This is a genomic window from Streptomyces sp. NPDC029674 (genome assembly GCF_044903205.1).
Lineage (GTDB): Bacteria > Actinomycetota > Actinomycetes > Streptomycetales > Streptomycetaceae > Streptomyces.
On sequence record NZ_JBJDPY010000001.1, the window covers coordinates 95,819 to 116,249 of the forward strand.

The 20,431-nt window shown below is 72.8% G+C and carries 20 protein-coding genes and 1 pseudogene; 13 read left to right on the top strand and 8 right to left on the bottom strand.

Features of this window, described 5'->3' with window-relative positions; genetic code table 11:
* The first annotated feature begins 49 nt into the window (after positions 1-49).
* The 3 genes from ACI2L3_RS00415 (at position 50) to ACI2L3_RS00425 (ending at position 2,292) form a co-directional block, all read left to right on the top strand.
* Positions 50-871, top strand: a complete 822-nt coding sequence (locus tag ACI2L3_RS00415) for an FTR1 family protein (protein WP_404750066.1) — start codon at positions 50-52, stop codon at positions 869-871.
* 10 nt (positions 872-881) lie between these two features.
* Entirely contained in the window at positions 882-1,220 is a 339-nt protein-coding gene (locus ACI2L3_RS00420) for a hypothetical protein (RefSeq protein ID WP_404750067.1), read from the top strand.
* Positions 1,221-1,305: 85 nt separating this feature from the next.
* The gene (locus tag ACI2L3_RS00425; RefSeq protein WP_404750068.1) at positions 1,306-2,292 is read left to right on the top strand and encodes a hypothetical protein; all 987 of its coding nucleotides are present in this window, start codon (positions 1,306-1,308) and stop codon (positions 2,290-2,292) included.
* Between the two features lie 4 nt (positions 2,293-2,296).
* Here the strand turns inward: ACI2L3_RS00425 and ACI2L3_RS00430 are convergent, their stop codons facing one another.
* Positions 2,297-3,034: a bifunctional DNA primase/polymerase gene (locus tag ACI2L3_RS00430; RefSeq protein ID WP_404750069.1), complete on the bottom strand. Its 738-nt coding sequence runs from the start codon at positions 3,032-3,034 to the stop codon at positions 2,297-2,299.
* Positions 3,035-3,200: 166 nt separating this feature from the next.
* Between ACI2L3_RS00430 and ACI2L3_RS00435 the strand changes: the two genes are divergently transcribed.
* A complete protein-coding gene (locus tag ACI2L3_RS00435; RefSeq protein ID WP_404750070.1) occupies positions 3,201-4,046 on the top strand; it encodes a glycerophosphodiester phosphodiesterase in 846 nt (281 codons plus the stop codon).
* Here ACI2L3_RS00435 and ACI2L3_RS00440 read toward each other — a convergent pair.
* Entirely contained in the window at positions 4,018-4,665 is a 648-nt protein-coding gene (locus ACI2L3_RS00440; protein ID WP_404750071.1) for a TetR/AcrR family transcriptional regulator, read from the bottom strand. The genes ACI2L3_RS00435 and ACI2L3_RS00440 overlap by 29 nt on opposite strands.
* A 183-nt stretch (positions 4,666-4,848) precedes the next feature.
* Here ACI2L3_RS00440 and ddaH point away from each other — a divergent pair, with 183 nt between their 5' ends.
* Positions 4,849-5,709, top strand: coding sequence for a dimethylargininase (ddaH, locus tag ACI2L3_RS00445; RefSeq protein ID WP_404750072.1), 861 nt, complete (start codon positions 4,849-4,851; stop codon positions 5,707-5,709).
* Here ddaH and ACI2L3_RS00450 read toward each other — a convergent pair.
* Positions 5,706-7,715 carry a glycoside hydrolase gene (locus tag ACI2L3_RS00450; protein ID WP_404750073.1) on the bottom strand — a complete coding sequence of 670 codons (2,010 nt, stop codon included), beginning with the start codon at positions 7,713-7,715 and terminating at the stop codon, positions 5,706-5,708. The genes ddaH and ACI2L3_RS00450 overlap by 4 nt on opposite strands.
* 161 nt (positions 7,716-7,876) lie before the next feature.
* On the opposite strand from ACI2L3_RS00450, the gene ACI2L3_RS00455 reads away from it, so the two are divergent.
* Positions 7,877-8,365, top strand: coding sequence for a hypothetical protein (locus ACI2L3_RS00455; protein WP_404750676.1), 489 nt, complete (start codon positions 7,877-7,879; stop codon positions 8,363-8,365).
* A 1-nt stretch (position 8,366) separates the two neighbouring features.
* Here the strand turns inward: ACI2L3_RS00455 and ACI2L3_RS00460 are convergent, their stop codons facing one another.
* Genes ACI2L3_RS00460 through ACI2L3_RS00470 form a run of 3 tightly spaced genes read right to left on the bottom strand, consistent with a single transcriptional unit; the run spans position 8,367 to position 11,845 of the window.
* On the bottom strand, positions 8,367-9,401 hold the full coding sequence (locus ACI2L3_RS00460; protein ID WP_404750074.1) for a small ribosomal subunit Rsm22 family protein: 1,035 nt from the start codon (positions 9,399-9,401) through the stop codon (positions 8,367-8,369).
* A gap of 24 nt (positions 9,402-9,425) precedes the next feature.
* Positions 9,426-10,601, bottom strand: a complete 1,176-nt coding sequence (locus tag ACI2L3_RS00465; protein ID WP_404750075.1) for a serine hydrolase domain-containing protein — start codon at positions 10,599-10,601, stop codon at positions 9,426-9,428.
* Entirely contained in the window at positions 10,556-11,845 is a 1,290-nt protein-coding gene (locus tag ACI2L3_RS00470; RefSeq protein WP_404750076.1) for a multidrug effflux MFS transporter, read from the bottom strand. Before ACI2L3_RS00470 ends, ACI2L3_RS00465 begins: the two co-directional genes overlap by 46 nt.
* 515 nt (positions 11,846-12,360) lie before the next feature.
* Here ACI2L3_RS00470 and ACI2L3_RS00475 point away from each other — a divergent pair.
* A pseudogene (locus ACI2L3_RS00475) lies at positions 12,361-13,104 on the top strand (glycosyltransferase); the annotation flags it as partial.
* A 986-nt stretch (positions 13,105-14,090) separates the two neighbouring features.
* Here the strand turns inward: ACI2L3_RS00475 and ACI2L3_RS00480 are convergent.
* Positions 14,091-15,725, bottom strand: coding sequence for an alkaline phosphatase D family protein (locus tag ACI2L3_RS00480; protein WP_404750077.1), 1,635 nt, complete (start codon positions 15,723-15,725; stop codon positions 14,091-14,093).
* A gap of 133 nt (positions 15,726-15,858) precedes the next feature.
* Here ACI2L3_RS00480 and ACI2L3_RS00485 point away from each other — a divergent pair, with 133 nt between their 5' ends.
* Positions 15,859-16,644 carry an SDR family oxidoreductase gene (locus ACI2L3_RS00485; RefSeq protein ID WP_404750078.1) on the top strand — a complete coding sequence of 262 codons (786 nt, stop codon included), beginning with the start codon at positions 15,859-15,861 and terminating at the stop codon, positions 16,642-16,644.
* A gap of 130 nt (positions 16,645-16,774) precedes the next feature.
* Positions 16,775-17,245, top strand: coding sequence for a lamin tail domain-containing protein (locus ACI2L3_RS00490; RefSeq protein ID WP_404750079.1), 471 nt, complete (start codon positions 16,775-16,777; stop codon positions 17,243-17,245).
* Positions 17,246-17,284: 39 nt separating this feature from the next.
* On the opposite strand, the gene ACI2L3_RS00495 is transcribed toward ACI2L3_RS00490, so the two are convergent.
* A complete protein-coding gene (locus ACI2L3_RS00495) occupies positions 17,285-17,611 on the bottom strand; it encodes a nuclear transport factor 2 family protein (protein WP_404750080.1) in 327 nt (108 codons plus the stop codon).
* Positions 17,612-17,779: 168 nt separating this feature from the next.
* Here ACI2L3_RS00495 and ACI2L3_RS00500 point away from each other — a divergent pair, with 168 nt between their 5' ends.
* The 4 genes from ACI2L3_RS00500 (at position 17,780) to ACI2L3_RS00515 (ending at position 20,431) form a co-directional block, all read left to right on the top strand.
* Positions 17,780-18,316: a DoxX family protein gene (locus tag ACI2L3_RS00500; RefSeq protein WP_404750081.1), complete on the top strand. Its 537-nt coding sequence runs from the start codon at positions 17,780-17,782 to the stop codon at positions 18,314-18,316.
* Between the two features lie 61 nt (positions 18,317-18,377).
* Complete coding sequence (locus tag ACI2L3_RS00505) at positions 18,378-18,776, top strand: MazG-like family protein (protein ID WP_404750082.1); 399 nt, start codon at positions 18,378-18,380, stop codon at positions 18,774-18,776.
* A 19-nt stretch (positions 18,777-18,795) separates the two neighbouring features.
* Entirely contained in the window at positions 18,796-19,563 is a 768-nt protein-coding gene (locus tag ACI2L3_RS00510; protein WP_404750083.1) for an SAM-dependent methyltransferase, read from the top strand.
* 112 nt (positions 19,564-19,675) lie between these two features.
* A complete protein-coding gene (locus ACI2L3_RS00515; RefSeq protein ID WP_404750084.1) occupies positions 19,676-20,431 on the top strand; it encodes a hypothetical protein in 756 nt (251 codons plus the stop codon).

Below are 20,431 nucleotides of genomic sequence, written 5' to 3' on the forward strand. Positions count from 1 at the left end.
ACTCTTCCGGTCAGGCAGGCGGATTGTTCACCGGGGGAGGCGTCGGCCGATGTTCGACAACTATCTGATCGGGCTGCGCGACGGGTTGGCGGCCGGCGTGGCCGCAGGACTGCTCCTCGCCCATGCGGTGCGGACCGGGCGGCGGGACGCGCTGCTGCCCGTCCGGACCGGTATCGGCGTCGCGGTGGCGCTCGCCCTTGGCTTCGGCTGTGCGCTGACGTTCGGCTCGCAGCAGCTGACGCCGCGGGCGCGGGAGACGCTCGGCGGCACGCTGTCGGTCGCGGCCGTGGCGCTGCTGACGTGGGTGGTGCTCCGGATGCGGCGCGCCGAGGCACGGCACATGACGGCCGCGTTGGCGCTGGCCGCGTTCTTCGCGGTGGGCCGGGAAGCCCTGGACACGGCCCTGTTCTTCTGGGCGTCGGTGCGAGCGTCGAGGGACGGTGCGCACGGGCCGCTGCTCGTCGTCGTCCTGGGCCTGCTCACCGCGCTCGCGCTGGTCGGGCTGCTCCGCCCGGTCGCGGCCCGCGTCGCTCCTGACCGGTTCCGCACCTGGTGCGGCGTCGCGCTGATCGTCGTGGCGGCGGGCTTCCTCGCGCACGGCGTGGGCGCCTTGCAGGAGGCCGGACTCCTCGGCGGCTCACGGAACGCGGCGTTCGACATCAGCGGGGCCGTCCCGCCGGACAGCTGGTACGGCGCGCTCCTGGCGGGCACCCTCAGCTTCCGCCCCGATCCGACGGCCCTTCAGGTCGCGGTCTGGTCGCTGTACGCGATACCCGCGCTGGCCGTCCTGTCACGTGTGTCCCGAGCCCCCTCACCCGGCTCGAACTCCCGTGCCTATGATCGTCGTTCACCAGTTGACCGACATCTCTGAGGATCCCCCCATGCGAACGTCCCGATTCGGGAAGAGCCTCGCCACGCTGACCGCGGCGACCGCCGTGGCGCTCGGCGCCTCGCTCATGACCGCCCCCGCCGCCTCCGCGGTCGGCGGCAGCGCCTGCACCAAGAACGTCAAGAACCACAACATGATGGTCATCAACGTGGGCGCCACCGCGTACTCGGGCCCCGGCACGAGCTACAGCAAGCGCAAGCGCCTCGAGTGGTTCGACAACGTCTACGTGCGTTGCTACACGGTGAAGCGCGGCAACCAGTGGTACTACGGCGACCTGCCGCGCACCAGCAAGCGCGGCTGGGTCAACGCGACGCTCCTCCAGGAGATCTGACCCGCACCCGCACACCCCTTCCGCACTCCCCTTTTCCGGGCCCGATAAGGTTCGGGCCCGGGAAGGGGTAGGTGAAGGCATTCCGATGAGCATCGTTCGCAGGGTCCGCGGTCTCGGCAGGCCCGTCATGGCGTCGGCGGCGGTGACGGCCCTGGCCCTCACGGCGAGCGGCTGCGTGACCGTGCACGGGGAGCGGGAGATCGTCCCCGCGGCCACCAAGGCGGAGGCGGACCGCGCCCTCGAGGAGTTCCTCGTCGCGTACAACAAGGCGGACAAGACCTACGATCCCGCCCAGGACGCCGCCCGCATCACCGGCCCGCTGGGCGCCATCAACCAGGGCGGTCTGAAGTCGCGGCGCGTGCAGCACCCGGACGGCAACCCGAAGCACGTGCCGCTGGAGCTCACGGACCGGACGTACGCGATCCCGAAGAAGGCCGGCTGGCCGCGCTGGTTCGTGGCCGACACCAAGGCCAACCGCCGCTCCGACCTGCGGTGGCTGTGGGTGTTCACGAAGAGCGGCCCGGACCAGCTGTGGCGGGCGACGTATCTGAACCTGGTGTCGCCGCAGAAGATGCCGCAGCTGAAGAAGGACGAGGACGGCTGGGCCGAGCCGGTGGGCGTGAAGGCGGCGGATCTGGCGCTGGCCCCCTCGCAGCTCGGCAAGGAGTACACGTCGTACCTGAGGTCGGGCGGCGACGCCTTCGCGCCGGGCGATCACACGTCGCGCTGGAAGGCCTACCGCGACCGGAACGGCAAGCGGGCCGGCCTCGCCGTGCAGTACATCGACGAGCCGCAGAACGGCGGCACGTTCGCGCCGCTGGGGCTGCGCACCGAGGACGGCGGCGCGCTGGTGTTCTTCGCCACGCGGCACTACGAGAAGCAGACCGCGTTCAAGGGCCTCAGCCCGAAGGTCGACGCGGACGCGAAGGCGCTGCTCAAGGGCGAGGTGCGGCAGTCCCTGCTGCTTGACCGGGTCTCCAACCAGGTGGTCGTCGACCCGAAGAAGTCCGGCGGCGACAAGGTGGCGTTCCTGGGCCGCCTCCAGGGCCTGACGGGCGCCAAGGGCGAGTAGGGCGTCAGCCCCGCAGCGGCCAGGCGGCGATGTCCTGCTGGGGCTCGCCCGCCACCCGCGCGCACTCGTCGGTGAGCGTCGCCAGGAGCGTCAGCGGGTCCGGCAGCGGATGCTCGGGGCCGCGGATCCAGCGCACCTGCTGGTCGTCGGGGAGCCGGGCGGGCGGCACCAGGACGTACGAACCGCGGCAGTGCCAGCGCAGGCCGGGGTGCTCGTCCATCGTCTCGGGGTGGCAGTCCAGCTCGCACGGCCACCACTCGTCCTCGTCCTCGGGGGTGCCGCGGGTCGCGGTGTAGAAGAGCAGCCGGCCCTGGCCGCTGCTGCTGCCCGACTCGGCGACGGGGCCCACCTCGATCCCCGCGGCGAGCAGCCGCTCGAGGGCTTCGAGCCCGGCGTCCAGCGGCACGTCGAGGACGTCGTGGACCATGCCGGTCGCGGTGATGAAGTTGGCCTGCGGCTGGTGGCGGGCCCACCGCTCGATCTGGCCGCGGTCCGTCGTGGACTGCGTCTGCCAGGCGAAGGAGACCGGGTGCCGGGCCGGGGTGGGGCAGCCGATGCGGTCGCAGGAACATCGGTACCCCGACGGATACGCGGCCGGGGCGAGCGGCAGTCCGGCCGCCGCGGCGGCGAGGAGCAGCTCCTCGCGGGCCCGGTCATCCCCGGCCGTGTCCTTGGGGCGCCGGCGGAGCCACTGGGAGAATTTGCCCTGTCCGCCGGACCGGCTGCCGAACTCCGCGCCCATCTAGCCCCTCACCTCGCCGTTGTGCCGAAAGCATGACCCATGGTCCCACCATCCTGCGCCTCGGGGGGCCGGAGCCCACATCCGGGGTGGCCGGGGTGGGCCGCCACTGGGCCACATAGCGCGTCATTCCGGGCGAAGTGTGGATTTTCCTGCCTACCGTGTCGCCATGGTCACTAGGACTGTGCTGACGAGCCTCACGGCGCTGACCCTCACGGCACCGAACGGCTTCCTCGCCCCGATCGAGTGGGGCGGCGGGCCGCTGACCGTGGAGGCGCTCCCCCGCGTCGTCTACACCGCGCACCGCGGCGGCGCCCTGGAAGTGCCGGAGAACAGCATGTCGGGCCTGCTGGCCGCCTACCGGCGCGGCACCGCCCAGGTCATCGACTTCGACACGCGGATACTGCGCGACGGCACGCCGGTGGTCATGCACGACGCCACCCTGGACCGCACCACGTACATGTCGGGCCCGGTGCGCCAACTGGACCGGTGGCAGTGGCTCGCCGTCCGGCTGCGTCCCGGGGTCTCGCTGCCGGGCGAGTGGCGCCCGGAGCGGCCGCCGACGGTCGCCGAGGTCCTCGACCGGTTCGGCGGGCGGATCATGCTGATGCTGGAGGCCAAGGACCCGAAGAGCCTGGAGCCGCTCGCCCGGCTGATCCGCGCCCGCGGGCTGACCCGCTCGGTCTTCGTGAACAGCAACGACCCGGCGGTCGCCCGGCGCGCCCACCGCCTCGGCCTGCTGGCCCAGCTGTGGCGCTCCGAGAAGCAGATGCGCCGGGACCGGCCGAAGGACTGGGCGTCGTTCGTGGACGTCCTGGACGTGGACTACAAGGCGCGGGACAGCGATCTGCGGCGGGCGGTCAATTCGGGGGTCCCCCGGGTGTGGGCGCACACGGTGACCACTCCGAAGCAGCGCGACCGGGTGCTGCGGCTCGGCTGCAACGGGGTGATCACGGACGCGCCCGGCCTGCTCCACCGCACACCGGTCAGGAAGCGGAGAACGGCCGGGGCGTGATGCCGTAGAGGGCGTACTCGACGAGCTTGTCGGCGTAGTCGTGCGTGAGCGGGCCCGAGCGCATCAGCCAGCGCTGGGCCAGCGGGCTCGCCCACAGTTCGAGCGCGATGCGGGGGTCGACGTCGGGCACGACGTGACCCGCCTCGCGGGCCTGCTCCACCCGCTTCACGTAGAGCTGGAGCTGCGGCTCCAGCAGCTTCTCGACGAACTCGGCGCCCAGCTCGGGGTTGAGCAGCCCCTCGGCGGCGAGCGCGCGGTAGGGGGCGTCGTACTTGGCGTCGTTGAACTCGTCGACGGTGGCGCGCAGCACGTACTTGAGGTCGGCCTCCAGGTCTCCGGAGTTCGGGATCTCGGTCTCGTTCTCCGCCTTGCCCGCGTTCTCACTGGCGGCCCGGGAGGCCTGCTCGCCGAGGTCGAGGAAGGCGTCGAGCAGGACGGCTCCCTTCGACGTCCACCAGCGGTAGATCGTCTGCTTGCCGACGCCGGCGCGGGCGGCGATGGCCTCGATCGTCAGCTTCGCGTAGCCGACCTCGCCGACGAGGGCGAGGGCTGCGTCGTAGATCGCGCGGCGCGAGCGTTCGCTGCGGCGCGTGGAGTCCGGGGCGGTCTTCTGGGCCATACCGTCGAATGTAGCAGCGGCCGAACCGAGACGTACCGTCTAGACAAGACGAACCGTCTCGCTCGCGGAGGCCGCTCCCGGCACCCCCCGTTCGGCCAATCTCGCAACCACCCGTTCGGTTCACTGCGCGAAGGCTCCCCCAGACCGCACTATGGGCATCAACTGCCCCACCACGGGCAGCACATGACTGCGGTACGTGAGGAGCCTTCTTTGTCCCGTTTTCCTCGCTCTCCTCGGCGCGCCACACCCCGGCGCTATCTGATGTGCCCACCGGCACACTTCAAGGTCACCTACTCCATCAACCCCTGGATGGACCCCGCGAAGCCGGTCGACGTCCCCCTCGCCATCGCCCAGTGGGAGGACCTGCGCGACCGCTACCGCTCGCTCGGCCACACCGTCGAGGAGCTCACCCCCCGGCGCGAGCTGCCGGACATGGTCTTCGCGGCGAACGGCGCGACCGTCGTCGGCGGACGCGTGCTCGGCGCGCGCTTCGCCTACCGCGAGCGGGAGCAGGAGGCCGCGGCCCACCTGGAGTGGTTCCGCGCGCACGGCTTCACCGAGATCCACGAACCCACCCACATCAACGAGGGCGAGGGCGACTTCGCCGTCACCGCCTCCTACGTCCTGGCCGGGCGCGGCTTCCGGGCCAGCCCGCTCTCGCACGGCGAGGCCCAGGAGTTCTTCGGCCGCCCGGTGATCGGGCTCGACCTGGTCGACCCGCGCTACTACCACCTGGACACCGCGCTCGCCGTCCTCGACGACGCGGCGGACGACGTCATGTACTACCCGCCCGCCTTCTCCCCCGGCAGCCGGGCGGTGCTGCGGCGGCTCTTCCCCGACGCGGTGATCGCCGAGGAGCCCGACGCCGTGGCGCTCGGGCTCAACGCCGTCTCCGACGGGCTCCACGTGCTCCTCCCGCAGGCCGCGGTCGGCCTCTTCGGCCCCCTGCGCGAGCGCGGCTACGAGCCCATCGGAATGGACCTGAGCGAACTGCTCAAGGGCGGCGGCAGCGTGAAGTGCTGCACGCAGGAGCTGCGCGGCTAGCCCTTCCCGAGCTCGGCAGGACAGAGCCGGCGCGGCTCGTCGTCGCCCTTGAGGCGGGCGTCGACGCAGCCGCCCGGCAGCCCCTTGTACGCCGTGTCGCCGAAGTTGGCCGTCACCGTCAGCGCGCCCCTGCCGAAGGCGGTGCGCTGGACGGTGCGGTCCTCGGTCATCTGCCGGAAGGAGGTGAGACGTTCGGTGCCTGCCGCCTTGTGCAGGGGCGAGAAGTACTTCTGGAGGGCGGCCAGTTCGGGGCCGTGCTTCTTCAGCGACGGGCCGTCCAGGACGTAGTTGAGGGGCGTGTTGTAGAGCATCGCGAGCAGGGCGCGGTCCTTCTTCTGGCGCGGCAGTTTCTCGTACGAGAGCTCCCAGCGCTCGGTGTTGACGACCGAGCCGTGCAGGGCGGTCTCGTAGAGCGGGACGCGGTAGCGCGGGTCGTACATCGCCTTGGCGAGCTCCGCGGGCAGGTCGACCGGCTTGAAGAAGATGCCGGGGGCGGCATCCGGGTAGTAGCCGCCCCACTTCTCGCGGTCCTTCTGGAGCTTCCAGAGGCCGTCGGCGACCGGGGTGCCCGCGCCGTGGTCGAAGGCGAGCGCCTTGTTGGCCCAGGCCTGCGCGGTCTCGGAGCCGAGGACGAGGCCGTCCTTGCCCGACTTCGCGATGCGCTTCATCCGGGCGAGGCGGTTCTCGCGGTCCTGGGCCTTGGTCATCCGGTGGCCCTTGCCGTGGTCGCGGAAGAGCTCGCCCGTGGCGTCGACGTCGAGGAAGTAGCTGTCGGCGCCGTTGGCGACCATGGAGCGGGTGCGGTCGGCGAGGTAGTGGTGCTTCTTCTCCGCCTGCTCGAAGGCCTGTGAGCTGAGGTAGCAGCCGCGGCCGCCGAAGCCGGTCTCGGGCTTGCCGTGCGCGTCGCGTACGCAGAAGTCCGGATAGACCGTGCCTGGCCAGACGGAGTTCGGGGCGTCGGCGGTCTTCGGGTCCTGGCCGTTGGCGAAGGAGTCGTAGGGGCCGGTGAGGTACCCGGCCTTCTTCGCGGCGCTCACCGCCGCCTTGTCCGGGTACGGCTTGCCGTCGTAGCCGAGCCACATCCGGTCGACGCCGAGCGCGCGGAGCTGTTCGACGCCCTGTGCCGTGCGGGCGGTGCCCCAGGTGTAGGCGTGGAAGGCGCCGAGCAGCTTCCCGGTGGCGGGGTTCTCCGCGATCTTCCGCTTCAGGCTGCCGAGCCGGCCGCGTTCGGCGAGGTAGGAGCGGTAATCGGCGGCGGGCGCGACGGCGTTGCCGTCGGTCAGGGCGAAGGTGACGGTGTAGTCACGGGTGCCTTCACCGCGGTCGAAGGTGTGCTGTGCGGTGGTGCGCAGCCGCCCTCCGGCGGTGGTAAAGGCGAGGCTCGTGCCTATGTCGGTGGGGGTGAGGTAACTGACGCCGGCCCGCTCGCCGAGGGAGTAGCCCCACAGGGGCAGTGTCAGGCCTTCGCTCATGTCGACGGTGCTGCCGCCCAGTTCGCCCTTCCCCTTGGTCCAGAAGGCGTCCTCGACGGGGATGTCCAGGCCTTCCCCGCGCGGGAGCTGGAGGGAGGTGGCGGCGGTGTCGGTGCCGGTGACGGGCCAGCTGAGTCCGGTGTCGCGGTGTGCCTTCATACTGAGGGAGAGGCGGCCGTGGTCGGTGCGGGCGGTGACGTCGATGCCGCGCTCGGGGTAGCTCCAGCGGGCCAGGGCCGTGCCGGTGCGGGTCACCGGGCCGGGCTTGCCGAGGTCGGTGCCGGCGGCGTCGGAGAGGGTCAGGTCGCGGCCGTCGCGGGTGTGGGCGCGGACGGCGAGCGTGGCGGTGTCGACGACCGCGGTGCCGCCGTCGACGGCGAGTTCGACGTCGCGGCCGTGCGGCGGTTCGGCGCCGGCGGTGAAGGCGTACGTGGTGGCGCCGGCGGCGGCGACCGCGAGGGCGACGGACAGGGCGAGGAACCGGGTCTCCGACCGCCTGCGGGCGTGGCCGGGTGAACTGCTCTTGGTTGGCATGGAGACGTGGATAGTCGCCGCGTATAAGAACCTCTTAAGAAGAGGGTCGGTTCAGCCACATGGCTGAGGACGTGCTAACAATACGAACGCAACACCACAACCAAACAGTTGGGTCCACGGGGGCCCAAGGGGGAAGAAGAGGTATCAGCGCAGTGAACCGTATGCGCACGTCCGCCGCAGTCCTTGCCACCGCGGGGGCCCTGACCGCAGCTCAGCTCGGCCTGGCCGGCTCCGCGTCCGCGGCGTCCGGTCCGACCGCCGTGAAGGCCGCGCCGCAGTCCGTCTCCGGCTGCCCGATCGACATCGTCTACCCGAAGCGCTTCTCGTACGACCGGTACGGGAACGTGACGAACGGCGGTCTGTACTTCGGCATCAAGAGCAAGACCACGCAGAGCATCAAGAAGGTCACCTTCACGGTGACCAACACCAAGAACATCCGCTTCAAGAAGGCGACGCCGACGGGCGGCAAGATCACCCGTCGCACGACGAAGACCGTCTCGGTCTACGACAAGACCTTCAAGGGCAAGGCGAAGCTCGGCTTCAAGGTGCAGACCCGCCTGCTCAACACCAGTTCGTTCGGCGTGAAGTTCACCCTGCGCGGGACCGGCTGGAACTGCGCGGTGAACCAGGGGACCTGGGGCCCCAGGTAGTTCACTCCGCGGACGGGGGCGGCCACGCGTCGCCCCAGTCCGCGTCGCGCGCCGCGCGGTAGAGGGGGCCGTGGCGCTTGGTCACGGTCTCCCTGCGCAGGGACTCCTCGACCCCGCACAGGTCGAGGAGGACCTGGCCCTTGCGGATCTGCGGGCGGCGCACCACGCGGGAGGGCGCGGGGTCCGGGTCGAAGCGGACCGCCGCGACGTAGCTGAACTTCTCGTCCTCGTACGCGAGGGAGCCGCCCTTGACCTTGCGGTGCAGGGACGACCTGCTGACCCGTGCCGAGAAGTGGCACCAGTCGGTGCCGGGCTCGATGGGGCACGCCGAGCTGTGCGGGCAGGGCGCGGCGATCCGGTAGCCGGCGGCGATCAGCCGGCCGCGTGCCTCGATGATCCGTTCGTAGCCGTCGGGGGTGCCCGGCTCGATGATGACGACGGCCTGCGTCGCCGCTGCGGCCGCCGCGTCGACGACGGAGCGGCGGTCGGCCTCGGTGAGCTCCCCGAGGACGTACGACACCGTGACGAGATCAGTGCTCTCGATGGTGAGCGCCGATCCGATACGAGAGCGCTGCCACTGGGCCGCACTCAACTGAGGCGCCTTCCCGGCCAGTTCGCTCCCGAGCGCCAGCGCGGGCTCGGCCCAGTCCAGGACCGTCACCGGCCGCTCCCCCGCCCACGTCGCCGCGACCGCCCAGGTCGCCGCGCCGGTCCCGCCGCCGACGTCCACATGGCTGCCGGGCGCCCACTCCGCAGGCGCCGCGTCCGCGAGGGCGCCCAGCGCGGCCCGTACCGCCTCGAAGGTCGCGGGCATGCGGTACGCGGCGTACGCGACGACGTCCGCGCGGTCCCGCAGGATCGGCGCGTCGGTCGGGGTGCGCCCCCGGTAGTTGGCGATCAGCCGGTCGACGGCCTGGGTCGCCTGCTTGGCCGGCAGACCGTCCAGGAGCCCGGCGAGCGCGGCGCGCAGGGTCTCGGCCGGAGAGGCGGAGGAGACCGCGGAGGCTGGGGATACCGGGGGGATCGGGTCGTTCACCCCGTGATTCTACGGGGCCCCGCGCTACCGCCCCCGCGCCGCACGGGCGACCCGCGTGGCCGCCGCAGCCCGAGGAGCGCTGTCCGCGCCCCGCCGCCGCGGATGCACCGTATTGGCGAGCAGCACCAGGAACGTGTCCGTCGCCGGGTCGAGGACCAGGGACGTGCCGGTGAAGCCGGTGTGCCCGGCCGCGCCGCGCCCCGCGAGCTCGCCCATGAACCACGGCTGGTCGATGCCGAAGCCGAGGCCGGAGCCCGCCAGCATCAGCTCGACGAAGTCGGGGCCGAGGATGCGGGCCCTGCCGTACGAGCCGCCGCACAGCAGCGTGCGGCAGAGCACCGCGAGGTCGCGGGCGGTGGAGAAGAGGCCCGCGTGCCCGGCGACCCCGCCGAGCGCCCAGGCGTTCTCGTCGTGGACGGTGCCGCGCAGCATCCCGCGGTCGGCCTTCGCCCAGGGCCTGCGCTGGTCCTCGGTCGCGGCGGCGTCGGGGCGCGGTCCGAAGCCGGTGGCGGTCATCCCGAGCGGCCGGGTGATGCCCTCGTGGACGAGGGCGTCGAGGGGGCGGCGGGTGAGGCGCTCCAGGATGTGCTGGAGCAGCAGCATGTTCAGGTCGGAGTAGACGTAGTCGCCCGGCTCGCCGACGGGGGCCTCCGCGCGCAGGGCGGCGAGGCGGGCGGGGCCGTCCGGGCAGTCGTACAGCGGCAGTTCGGGCCGCAGCCCCGAGGTGTGGGTGAGGAGCTGGCGGACGGTGATGCCGTGCTCGGCGGCGGCCGTGAACTCGGGGAGGTACGCCCCGACGAGCGCGTCGATGCCGAGCGTGCCGCGCTCCAGCTGCTGCACGGCGGCGATCGTCGTGAAGAGTTTGGTGAGGGAGGCGAGGTCGAAGGGGGTGGTGGTGCGCATCGGTACGCGCCACTCGCGGGGCAGCTCGACGCCGGTGTCGCTCTCCGGGTCGTACGAGGCGTAGCGCACCGCCCAGCCCGCGGCCTCCTCGGCCGCGATCACGGGGCCGCGGCCCACGATGACCACGGCGCCCGCGCACCACGGACGCGGCCCGCACGTCAGGTCGCGCACCTCGGTGACGAGGCGGCCGATCTCGTCGGGGTCGAGGCCCGCGCGGTCCGGGGTGCCGGGGCGCAGGAGTCGTGGTGCGCTCAGTGGTCCGCCTCCTCCGTCGGCGTGCGCTGCCAGGGGCGGCACAGTGCCACGAAGCACGCGGCGGCGGCCAGCGCGCAGACCAGTTGGACGACGGCCATCGGGACGGCCGTGTCCTCGCCCGCGATGCCGACGAGCGGGGAGGCGACCGCGCCGATGAGGAAGGAGGAGGTGCCGAGCAGCGCGGAGGCGGAGCCGGCGGCGTGCGGGGTGCGGGTCAGCGCCAGCGACTGGGTGTTGGGCAGGGCGAGGCCCATCGACGACATGAGGACGAAGAGCCCGGCGGCGACGGGGAGGAGGCCGACGTCGCCGAGGACGCCGCTCGTCATGAGCAGCAGCGCCGTCGCGGCGGCCGCGATCATCGCCAGGCCGGCGCCGAGGACCTTGTCGAGGCTGATCCGGCCGACGAGGAACTTGCCGTTGAGCTGGCCGACGGCGATCAGGCCGACGGAGTTGACGCCGAAGAGGAGGCTGAAGGTCTGCGGGGAGGCGCCGTAGATCTCCTGGATCACGAAGGGCGAGGCGGAGATGTACGCGAAGAGCGCGGCGAACGCGAAGCCGCCCGCGATCATGTAGCCGGTGAAGACGCGGTCGGCGAGGAGCGACTTCATGGTGCGCAGCGCCTCGACGGTGCCGCCGCCGTGCCGCTTGTCCGGGGCGAGGGTCTCGGGGAGGCGGCGCCAGACCAGCAGGGTCAGCGCGGTGCCGACGACGGTGAGGACGACGAAGATGCCGCGCCAGTCCGTGAAGCGGAGGACCTGGCCGCCGATGAGGGGGGCGGCGACGGGGGCCACGCCGGAGATCAGCATCAGGGTGGAGAAGAAGCGGGCCATCGCCACGCCGTCGTACAGGTCACGGACGATGGCGCGGGCGATGACGATGCCGGCGGAGCCCGCGAGGCCCTGGAGCAGGCGGAAGCCGATGAGGAGTTCGACGGTGGGCGCGAAGGCGCAGATCGCGGTGGCGACCACGTAGACGAGCAGGCCGCCGAGGAGCGGGCGGCGGCGGCCCCACTTGTCGCTCATCGGGCCGACGACGAGCTGGCCGAGCGCCATGCCGAGGAGGCAGGCGGTCAGGGTCAGCTGGACGGTCGCGGCCGGGGAGTGCAGGGCGTCGGTGACCTCCGGCAGGGCCGGCAGGTACATGTCCATGGAGAGCGGGGCGACGGCGGTGAGGCCGCCGAGGAGGAACGTGACGAGGGCTCCGGTACGACGAAGGGCGGCGGGGCCCGGTGGCTCCGCCGCCTCGGTTATCCGGTGCTCCGCCGTACTCTGCCCGCGCTCAGGCATTCCGCCCCTCCCGGTTGATCGGATCCGCCCTCCATGGTCGCAGCTCCGGGTGCGTGGTCGGGACCGGATGTGTGACGTCCGCACGCTTCACTCGTTTAGCAACATCGCCGGGCAATTCGGGCCCCGGCTCCGACCGCCGATCTGGACAAGGCTCGATGCGAATCTCCTTTCTGCTGCAGAACGCCTACGGAATCGGTGGCACCATCCGCGCCACTTTCAATTCCGCCAGTGCCCTCGCCGAGCGCCACGACGTCGAGATCGTCAGTGTCTGGCGCCCGCGCGACAGGCCCAGCCTGCCGCTCGGCGGAAAGGTCCGGCTGCGGTCCCTGATCGACAGCCGGCCGCACGCGCCGCGCAACGACCTGGCCCACGAGCTGCTGGGCGAGCCCACCTCGCTGGTGCCGCCCGCCGAGGCGCGGGGCGCGGCTTTCGACCGGCTCACCGACCGCAGGGTGGCCCGGTTCCTGCGCCGCACGGACACCGACGTGGTGGTGGCCACCAGGCCGGGGCTCGTGATGTATCTGGCCGAGTTCGGCCGCGGCCACTACCTGAAAGTCGGTCAGGAACACCGGGTGTACGGCACGCACGAGCCCGGCATCCGCGCCGCCCAGGACGCCGCCATCGCCGCGCTGGACGCGCACACCACCGTCACGGAGGCGGACGCCGTCACGCACCGCGAGCACCTCGCGGCCACCGGCACCCCGATCGTGGCCGTCCCCAACGCCTCACCGCCGCCGCCCCTCACCACCGCGTCGGACGGCGCGGCCCCGCTCGTCATCGCCGGCGGCCGCCTGATCCCGGTGAAACGGTACGGCTTGCTCGTGGACGCCTTCGCCACCGTGGCCGCCGCGCACCCGGAGTGGAAGCTGCGGATCTACGGACGCGGCCCGAAGCACGCGCCGCTGCGCGCCCGCATCGACGAACTCGGCCTGAGCGACCACGTCTTCCTGATGGGCGCCATCCCCTCCCTCGCCACCGAGTGGGCGAAGGGCTCGATCGCCGCCGTCACCTCGCGCGAGGAGTCGTTCGGCATGACCATCGTGGAGGCCATGCAGTGCGGCACTCCCGTGGTGGCCACCGACTGTCCCCACGGACCCGCCGAGATCATCCGGGACGGCGAGGACGGTCTGCTCGTCCCCTCGGGCGACAGCGCGGCCGTCGCGCGGGGCATCCTGCGGCTCATCGAGGACGCCGACCTGCGCCGCGCCATGGGCACCGCGGCCCGGCGCAACGTCGAGCGGTACGCGCCCGACAACATCGCCCGGCGCTACGAGGAACTCTTCACCGGCCTGCGCGCCGCATCGCCGCCCGCCCCGGTCCCGCTCGACTGCCGGGTGGCGGCCGGCCTCGGGCGTGCCAAGGCGGCCGCCCGGCAGGCCGTGCGGCGGACCGTGCGCAAGGCCGGGCGGGGCCGCCCGGCGGGCTCCGGCGCGCTGCGTCCGCGGTCCGCCTGTGCCGTGAACGCGGCCGGCGACCTCGTCGTACGGCTCGACCGGGCCGGGATGCCCGGCAGCGCGTTCACCCTGACCGCGACGCTACGAGGCTCCGACGGCCTCGGCGAGCACCTGGTCGAGGTGCCGCTGCGGCTGCCCGAGTCCGACGACGAGCCCTGGACGGCCGTGCTGGAACGCCGCGCCCACCCGCTCGCCGAGGGCCGCTGGGACTTCCACGTCGTGCGCTCCGACGACGGGGCGCGGCGCCGGGTCGCCGCCACGACGGTCGAACAGCGCGACCTGCTGACCCTGCCGGTCTCGCCGGAAGCGCCGTTCGGCTGGTGGATCCCGTACTCGACCGACAAGAACAACCTCTCCGTGCGGGCCTGGCGCCGCCCCGCGCACGCGGAGGCCCACACGGTGACCACCGACGCCACGTCGTGCTCGGTCGAAGGGACGCTGTACGGCGCGGAGTTCGACCGGGGGCAGCGCCCCCGCCTCCTCGCCGTACCGCGTCACGATCCGGCCGCCGCCTTCGAGACCGACGTGACGGCGTCGGGGGCGGACCGTTTCCGCTTCACGCTCCCGTACTCCCGGGCGCTGGACGCAGGCCGGGGGGCGCGGGAGACGTGGGACCTGGCGCTCCGCCCGGCCCCCGGGGCCGAGCCCGTCCGCGTGGCGCGCGTCATCGGCGATGTCGTCTCCCGCAAGCGGACCGACGTGTACCCGGCCGCCGGGGGGCCCGGGGACGAGTCCGGTGTCTCCGTGCGCCCCTACTTCACCGTGAACAACAACCTGGCCCTGGCCCTGCGCTACGCGGGCCGCAGCCCCGGGTCGCCCGACTCCGTCACGAAGGACGCGGCCGTCCTGATGGGGGCGCCCGGCGTCGTCACCGCCGACACGGTCTTGAAGTCGGCCCGCGCCGAGTCGCCGCCGAGGGCGACCGTCACGTAGCCGCGGCGGCCGTTGTAGAACTTCAGGTGCGGGTTGGCCTTGGTGTAGGTCTCCCAGTTGGCCGGCTTGTCCGCGCCGTCCTTGCCGCTGGCGATGGACGTGGCGACGATCTCCGTGCCGACGTTCTTCGAGTCCGGGTCGTCGAAGTCGGCCTTGATGTCGAAGGCGTAGCCGACGTGCACGTCACCGGTGAGGATCATGAGGTTCTCGATGTCCGCGGACCGCGCGCCCGCGAGGACCCGCTGCCGGGAGGCCCGGTAGCCGTCCCAGGCGTCCATGGAGAGCTTCGCCTGCGCGTTGAGGTCGAGCTTGCGCTGGGAGAAGGTGACCTGCTGCGGGACGACGTTCCACTGGGCGCGCGAGCGCCGCCACCCGTCGATGAGCCAGCGCTCCTGGGTGGCGCCGGTGATGGTGCGCCTCGGGTCGTCGGTCTCGGGGCCCGGGACGTGCGCCTTGTCGCCGTACGCCTGGTCGGAGCGGTACTGGCGGGTGTCGAGGATGTCGAACTGGGCGAGGCGGCCCCACTTCAGGCGCCGGTAGAGCTGCGCGTCCGGGCCGCTGGGCAGCTGGCCGCGGCGCAGCGGCTGGTTCTCCCAGTACGCGCGGTAGGCGGCGGCGCGGCGGAGCAGGAACTCGGCCGGGGGGTTGCCGTTCTCGTCGATGTCGTCGGCGTAGTTGTTCTCGGCCTCGTGGTCGTCCCAGGTGACGACGAAGGGGTGCGCGGCGTGGGCGGCGCGCAGGTCCGGGTCGGACTTGTAGAGGGCGTACCGCAGGCGGTAGTCCTCCAGGGTCTGCGTCTCCTTGTTGAAGTGGGCGGGCAGCGTGCGGTCGGTGTAGTTGCGGGCGCCGCCGACGGAGTTCACGGCGTACTCGTAGAGGTAGTCGCCGAGGTGGAAGACGACGTCGACGTCGTCCTGGGCCAGGTGCTTGTACGCGGTGAAGTAGCCGTCGTGGTACGCCTGGCAGGAGACGGCGGCGAGGGTGAGGGCGCCGGGGCGGCTGCCGGTGGGCGGCGCGGTGCGGGTGCGGCCGGTCGGGCTCACCCAGCTGCCGGTCTTGAAGCGGAAGTAGTAGGTCCGGCCCGCGTCGAGGTGGTCGGCCTCGACGTGCACGGTGTGGCTGAACTCGGGGTGGGCGGTGACCTTGCCGCGTCTGGCGACGCGCCGGAAGCGGGCGTCGTGGGCGAGCTCCCAGTGGACGGTGACGCGCTCCTGGGGCAGGCCGCCGCCGGGCTCGTAGGGGGCGGGGGCGAGGCGGGTCCAGAGCAGGACCGAGGAGGGCTGCGGGTCGCCGGACGCGACGCCGAGCGTGAAGGGGTTCTCGGTGATGCGGCGGGCGTCGAGCTCGGCGGCGCCCGCGACGCCGGCGGTGGGCAGGTTGGTGGCGAAGGCGAGCGCGGCGGCGGCGCCGGTGACAGTGAGGAACCTGCGGCGCCCCAAGTGGCGCGCGGCGGCACGGAGTTCCGGTGCGTGGTGCTGGCCTGCGGGTGTCATGTGGCCCTCCCCTGACGATTGGTGTCAGGGGCATGTAAGTGGCGGGGGACGACGTGGGCCTGTCGCGTACACAACAGCCGCATGGCGGGCGGATGATGTCCGCGTGGACAGCCCTCCCGTACGCTGCGGGGCCATGAACGCTGAGCGAACTGCATCGCCGAAGACCGCCGTGGTGACCGGAGCCGGCTCCGGAATCGGCCGCTCCGTCGCCCTCGAACTGCTCGCCGCGGGCTGGTCCGTGGCGCTCGCGGGGCGCCGCCCCGAGACGCTGGAGGAGACGGCCGCCCTCGCGTCCGCCGCGCCGGGCGCGCGGGACGACGCCGCCCTGTGCGTACGTACGGACGTGTCGCGGCCCGAGGACGTGGCGGCGCTCTTCGCCCGCGTCGGCGAACGCTTCGGGCGCCTGGACCTCCTCTTCAACAACGCGGGCACGTTCGGCCCCGGCGGCGTGCCGGTCGAGGAGCTGCCCTACGAGGCGTGGCGGCACGTCGTCGACACCAACCTGAACGGCGCGTTCCTGTGCGCGCAGGCGGCCTTCCGGCAGATGAAGGAGCAGGACCCGCAGGGCGGGCGGATCATCAACAACGGCTCCATCTCGGCGCACGCCCCGCGCCCGAACTCGGTCGCGTACACAGCGACGAAGCACGCCCTGACCGGCCTGACGAAGTCACTGTCGCTGGACGGCAGGCCCTACCGGATCGCGGTCGGCCAGATCGACATCGGCAACGCCGCGACCGACATGACCGCGCGCATGCAGTCCGGGATCCTCCAGGCCAACGGGCAGCTGGCGAGCGAGCCGGTGATGGACGTGGCGGACGTGGCACGCACGGTGCGGCACATGGCGGAGCTGCCGCTGGAGGCGAACGTCCAGTTCGCGACGGTGCTGGCGACGAACATGCCGTACGTCGGGCGGGGTTGACGCGGAGGCGGTCGACGCGGGGGCGAGGGCGGTACCTCCACAAGCGGAATGGGGCGTACCGCATTAAGCCGGCCAGCGCTCCCCGTATGCTCAGGCTCTCTCCACGAGAACTTCACACTTGGAGCACTCCTTGCGCATACGTACCGCGGCCCCCGCCGTCCTCACCGCCACCGCCCTGTCGGTGGCCCTGCTCGCCGCGTCCCCCGCGTCGGCGGCGACGGCACGCCACCAGGGCGGGCTGCACCTCGGTTCCATCCAGTACGACAGCCCGGGCCGGGACACCCGCTCGAACTCCTCGCTGAACGCGGAGTGGGTGAACATCCACAACAACACCCGCTCCGCGATCCAGCTCAAGGGCTACCAGCTGAAGGACGACACCGGCTACACGTACGTCTTCGGCAGCTACAAGATCGGCGCCGGCAAGACCGTCAAGGTCCGCACAGGCAAGGGCACCAACGCCTCCGGCGTGCGCTACTGGGGCCGGACCAACTACGTCTGGAACAACACCGGCGACAAGGCCCGCCTCATCAAGCCCAGTGGCTCGCAGCAGGACTCCTGCTCGTGGTCGCGGGCCGGCTCCGGCAGCACCAGCTGCCACTAGGGCCTCTCGTTTGGATCGGGGGGAAGCACCGGGCGGTGGTCAGGCCTGGCCCGTCTCGAAGCGGGAGATCCTGCCGTCGTCCTCGACGGTGAACCGCCACTTGGTGCGCATCTCGCCCCAGGTGTCGTTCCGGTACGAGGCGAGCAGGGTCCGGCCGCCGTCCGCCTCCGACTCGACGTCCAGGTGGCCGTTGGAGGAGAAGATCTCGCGGTCCGTCCAGTCCGTGACGTCCCGGTCGGAGCCGTCGTCCGACATGGTCGCGCCGGGCGTGAGCAGGGCGTCGAAGGCGGCCTTGTCGTGGGCGTTCACCGCGGTGACGAAGGCCCGGACGGCGGGGTCGGAGAGACGGTTCACCTGAATACTCATGGGCTCACGCTCGCACCGGCCCGCGCGCGCCGCCACCGCTGAGGATGCCGCGTCACCCGGCCCCGTCACCCGGACGGACCCGCGGGCCGGGTGGCGCGGCCCTGCCCGGTGGACGGTGGAAGCCGACGCATCCGCCGCCCCGCCCAGGGGCCGAACCGGGAGTTCCCCATGACCACCTGCTCGTCGCCGGACCGCCGGGACCTCGGGCTGCTGCTGCTCCGCGCGGGCACCGGCGGAGTGCTCGCCGCACACGGCGCCCAGAAGCTGTTCGGCTGGTTCGGGGGCGGGGGCGTCGAAGGCACCGGCGCCTTCATGGAGTCCATCGGCTACGCGCCCGGCAAGGCGAACGCCGTCATCGCGGGGCTCGCCGAGGCGGGCGGCGGCGTCCTCCTCGCCCTCGGCCTCGCGACCCCCGCGGCGGGCTCGGCGGCGGCGGGCGCAATGGCCGGTGCCACGGCCGTCCACGCGCCGAACGGCTTCTTCAGCCAGGGCGGCGGCTACGAGTACCCGGCCTTCCTCGGCATGGTCTCCGCCGCCCTCGCCGTCACGGGCCCCGGCCGCTGCTCCCTCGATCACGCCCTCGGCCACTCCCTGAACCGCACCTGGATGGTCCCGGCCGCGCTGGCAGGAACGGCGGTCGGGGTGCTCGCGACGCTGGGGGCGCGGAAGAAGAACGTACGGGCGGCGGAGGCCGGGGAGGCGTAGCGGGCCCCGGGGGGGGGACGGTCAGAGGGGGTGCCGCGGGCGGCGTGGCAAGGTGCGGGGTATGGACGACGATCAGCAGGACGCACCCGCACCGGCAGGCCGGCAGGACCCGTGGGGCACCGTCGAGCGCCTCTACGAATGGCTCGACTCCCACAGCCGCAGCGCACCCCAAGAAGCCCTGCTCCTGCGGATGTTGAAGCTGTCGGAGGAGGTCGGCGAGGTCGCGCAGGCGGTCATCGGCGCCACCGGGCACAACCCGCGCAAGGGCGCCTCCCACACCTGGGACGACGTACAGGCCGAACTCTGCGACGTCATCATCACGGCCATGGTCGCCCTGCGCACGCTCACCCCGGACGCGGCGGACGTCCTCGCCGGGCATCTGCGGCGCGTCGACGAGCGGTCCGGCGCGGCCGGGGAGGCCGGGGGCGGCGGCAAAAGCGCTGGTCCGGCGGGCCGTTGATGGGTTAGCGTGCCCGGCCATGACCACTGACTCCGATCATCCCCCGCGCCTCACCCGCCTCACCTTCCACGGCCCGCTCTCCGAGGCCCGTGCGGACCGGCTGGTCGAGCGGCTGGCCGCGGCCAATCCTCGTACCGTCCTCGACATCGGCTGCGGCTGGGGCGAGTTGATGCTGCGCGTCCTCGAAGCCGTGCCGGGCGCGACCGGTGTCGGCGTCGACCTCAAGGGCGAGGACCTGGAGCGCGGCCGCAAGAACGCCGCGGAGCGCGGACTCGACGGCCGGGCCGTCTTCGCCGAGGAGTCGGCGACGGACACCGCGCGCGGGCCCGCCGACGCCGTGCTGTGCCTGAGCGCGAGCCACGCGCTCAGCTCCGCCGCACCGCCCCGGACGACCGTCGAGGCGCTGCACGCGCTGCGCCGCCTGGTCAACCCGGGCGGCCGCGTCCTGCTCGGCGAGGGCTTCTGGCAGCGCGAGCCCACCGCGGAGGAGCTCGCCGCGATGTGGCCGGACGCCGACGCGGGCGAACACCTGTCGCTGGGCGACCTGGTGGACGCGGCGATCGAGGCCGGGTTCCGGCCCCTGTGGATCGAGACGGCGAGCGTGGAGGAGTGGGAGGCCTTCGAGTCCGGCTACCGCTCCGACGTCGAGGAGTGGCTGGCCGCGCACCCCGGCCACGCGCTGGCCGCCGAGACCCGCGAGCGCGTCGACGCACAGCGTTCGTCCTGGCTGCGCGGCTACCGCCGGGTGCTGGGCCTCGCATATCTGACCCTGGTGCCGGTCGGCTGAGAGAGATCTACCGAAGTAGGGCCGCGCGCGACTTTCGGCGGCTGCGCGGGGCCCTCCCCCGCTCCTAGCGTCTCGCAGGAGACGACCGACGGGGCGGAACGGGGTGCACGGAATGGCGGGCGAAGAGCTCGGCAAGGCGCGGGGCAGGGAGCGGAGCAGGGAGCGGGACAAGGCGCGCGGCGCGGCGCGGGAGACGGTCACGGAGCTAGGGCATCCGCGCAGCGACCTGCTTCTGCTGCTCGGCGGTCTGCCCCTGCTCGGGCTGCTGGTCGGACTCGTCGTGCCGCGGCTCGCCCGCTGGGCGTCCGGTTCGCCGGTGCTGCCGTGGCGGGACGGCATCGAGTTCGTCGGCAGGCTCGACGCGCCCTGGCAGACCGCGCTCGTCATGGCCGCGGGCCTGGTCGCCGGGCTGGCCCTCGCCTTCACGGCGATCGCCGAGACGCTGACGCTGAAGCTGTCCGGCACGCGGGTGCGGGTCGAGCGGGACGGCCGGACGCTCACCTTCGAACGCGCCGACATCTCGGCGGTGTTCTTGGACGGCAAGGAGCTCGTGCTGCTCGGCGCGGACTCCGGGGAGCTCGTGCGCGGCGAGCCCGGGCCGCGCGCCGCCGCGCTGGCCGGGGCGTTCCGCGCGCACGGCTACCCGTGGCGGGACGGCGACCCGCACGCGTCGCTGTTCCACCGCTGGATCCCCGGCACCCCCGGCCTGCCTGCCGAGGTCCACGCGCTCCTCGCGGCGCGGGAGGCCGCGCTGAAGCGGAAGGCACCGCACGACGCGCGGGAGCTGGCCGAGACGGTGCGGGGGCTCGGTTTCGTCGTACGGGACGAGGGGGCGGAGCAGTACTGGCGGGCCCGTGTGCCACGCTGA

Bases quoted from the DNA above. Each gene is read 5' to 3' on its own strand.
- ACI2L3_RS00480 (WP_404750077.1), bottom strand. From the start codon at position 15,725: ATGACACCCGCAGGCCAGCACCACGCACCGGAACTCCGTGCCGCCGCG.
- ACI2L3_RS00495 (WP_404750080.1), bottom strand. From the start codon at position 17,611: ATGAGTATTCAGGTGAACCGTCTCTCCGACCCCGCCGTCCGGGCCTTC.
- ACI2L3_RS00435 (WP_404750070.1), top strand. From the start codon at position 3,201: ATGGTCACTAGGACTGTGCTGACGAGCCTCACGGCGCTGACCCTCACG.
- ACI2L3_RS00470 (WP_404750076.1), bottom strand. From the start codon at position 11,845: ATGCCTGAGCGCGGGCAGAGTACGGCGGAGCACCGGATAACCGAGGCG.
- ACI2L3_RS00420 (WP_404750067.1), top strand. From the start codon at position 882: ATGCGAACGTCCCGATTCGGGAAGAGCCTCGCCACGCTGACCGCGGCG.
- ACI2L3_RS00510 (WP_404750083.1), top strand. From the start codon at position 18,796: ATGACCACTGACTCCGATCATCCCCCGCGCCTCACCCGCCTCACCTTC.
- ACI2L3_RS00415 (WP_404750066.1), top strand. From the start codon at position 50: ATGTTCGACAACTATCTGATCGGGCTGCGCGACGGGTTGGCGGCCGGC.
- ACI2L3_RS00455 (WP_404750676.1), top strand. From the start codon at position 7,877: ATGCGCACGTCCGCCGCAGTCCTTGCCACCGCGGGGGCCCTGACCGCA.
- ACI2L3_RS00440 (WP_404750071.1), bottom strand. From the start codon at position 4,665: ATGGCCCAGAAGACCGCCCCGGACTCCACGCGCCGCAGCGAACGCTCG.
- ACI2L3_RS00430 (WP_404750069.1), bottom strand. From the start codon at position 3,034: ATGGGCGCGGAGTTCGGCAGCCGGTCCGGCGGACAGGGCAAATTCTCC.
- ACI2L3_RS00505 (WP_404750082.1), top strand. From the start codon at position 18,378: ATGGACGACGATCAGCAGGACGCACCCGCACCGGCAGGCCGGCAGGAC.
- ACI2L3_RS00450 (WP_404750073.1), bottom strand. From the start codon at position 7,715: ATGCCAACCAAGAGCAGTTCACCCGGCCACGCCCGCAGGCGGTCGGAG.
- ddaH (WP_404750072.1), top strand. From the start codon at position 4,849: ATGACTGCGGTACGTGAGGAGCCTTCTTTGTCCCGTTTTCCTCGCTCT.
- ACI2L3_RS00425 (WP_404750068.1), top strand. From the start codon at position 1,306: ATGAGCATCGTTCGCAGGGTCCGCGGTCTCGGCAGGCCCGTCATGGCG.
- ACI2L3_RS00485 (WP_404750078.1), top strand. From the start codon at position 15,859: ATGAACGCTGAGCGAACTGCATCGCCGAAGACCGCCGTGGTGACCGGA.
- ACI2L3_RS00500 (WP_404750081.1), top strand. From the start codon at position 17,780: ATGACCACCTGCTCGTCGCCGGACCGCCGGGACCTCGGGCTGCTGCTG.
- ACI2L3_RS00515 (WP_404750084.1), top strand. From the start codon at position 19,676: ATGGCGGGCGAAGAGCTCGGCAAGGCGCGGGGCAGGGAGCGGAGCAGG.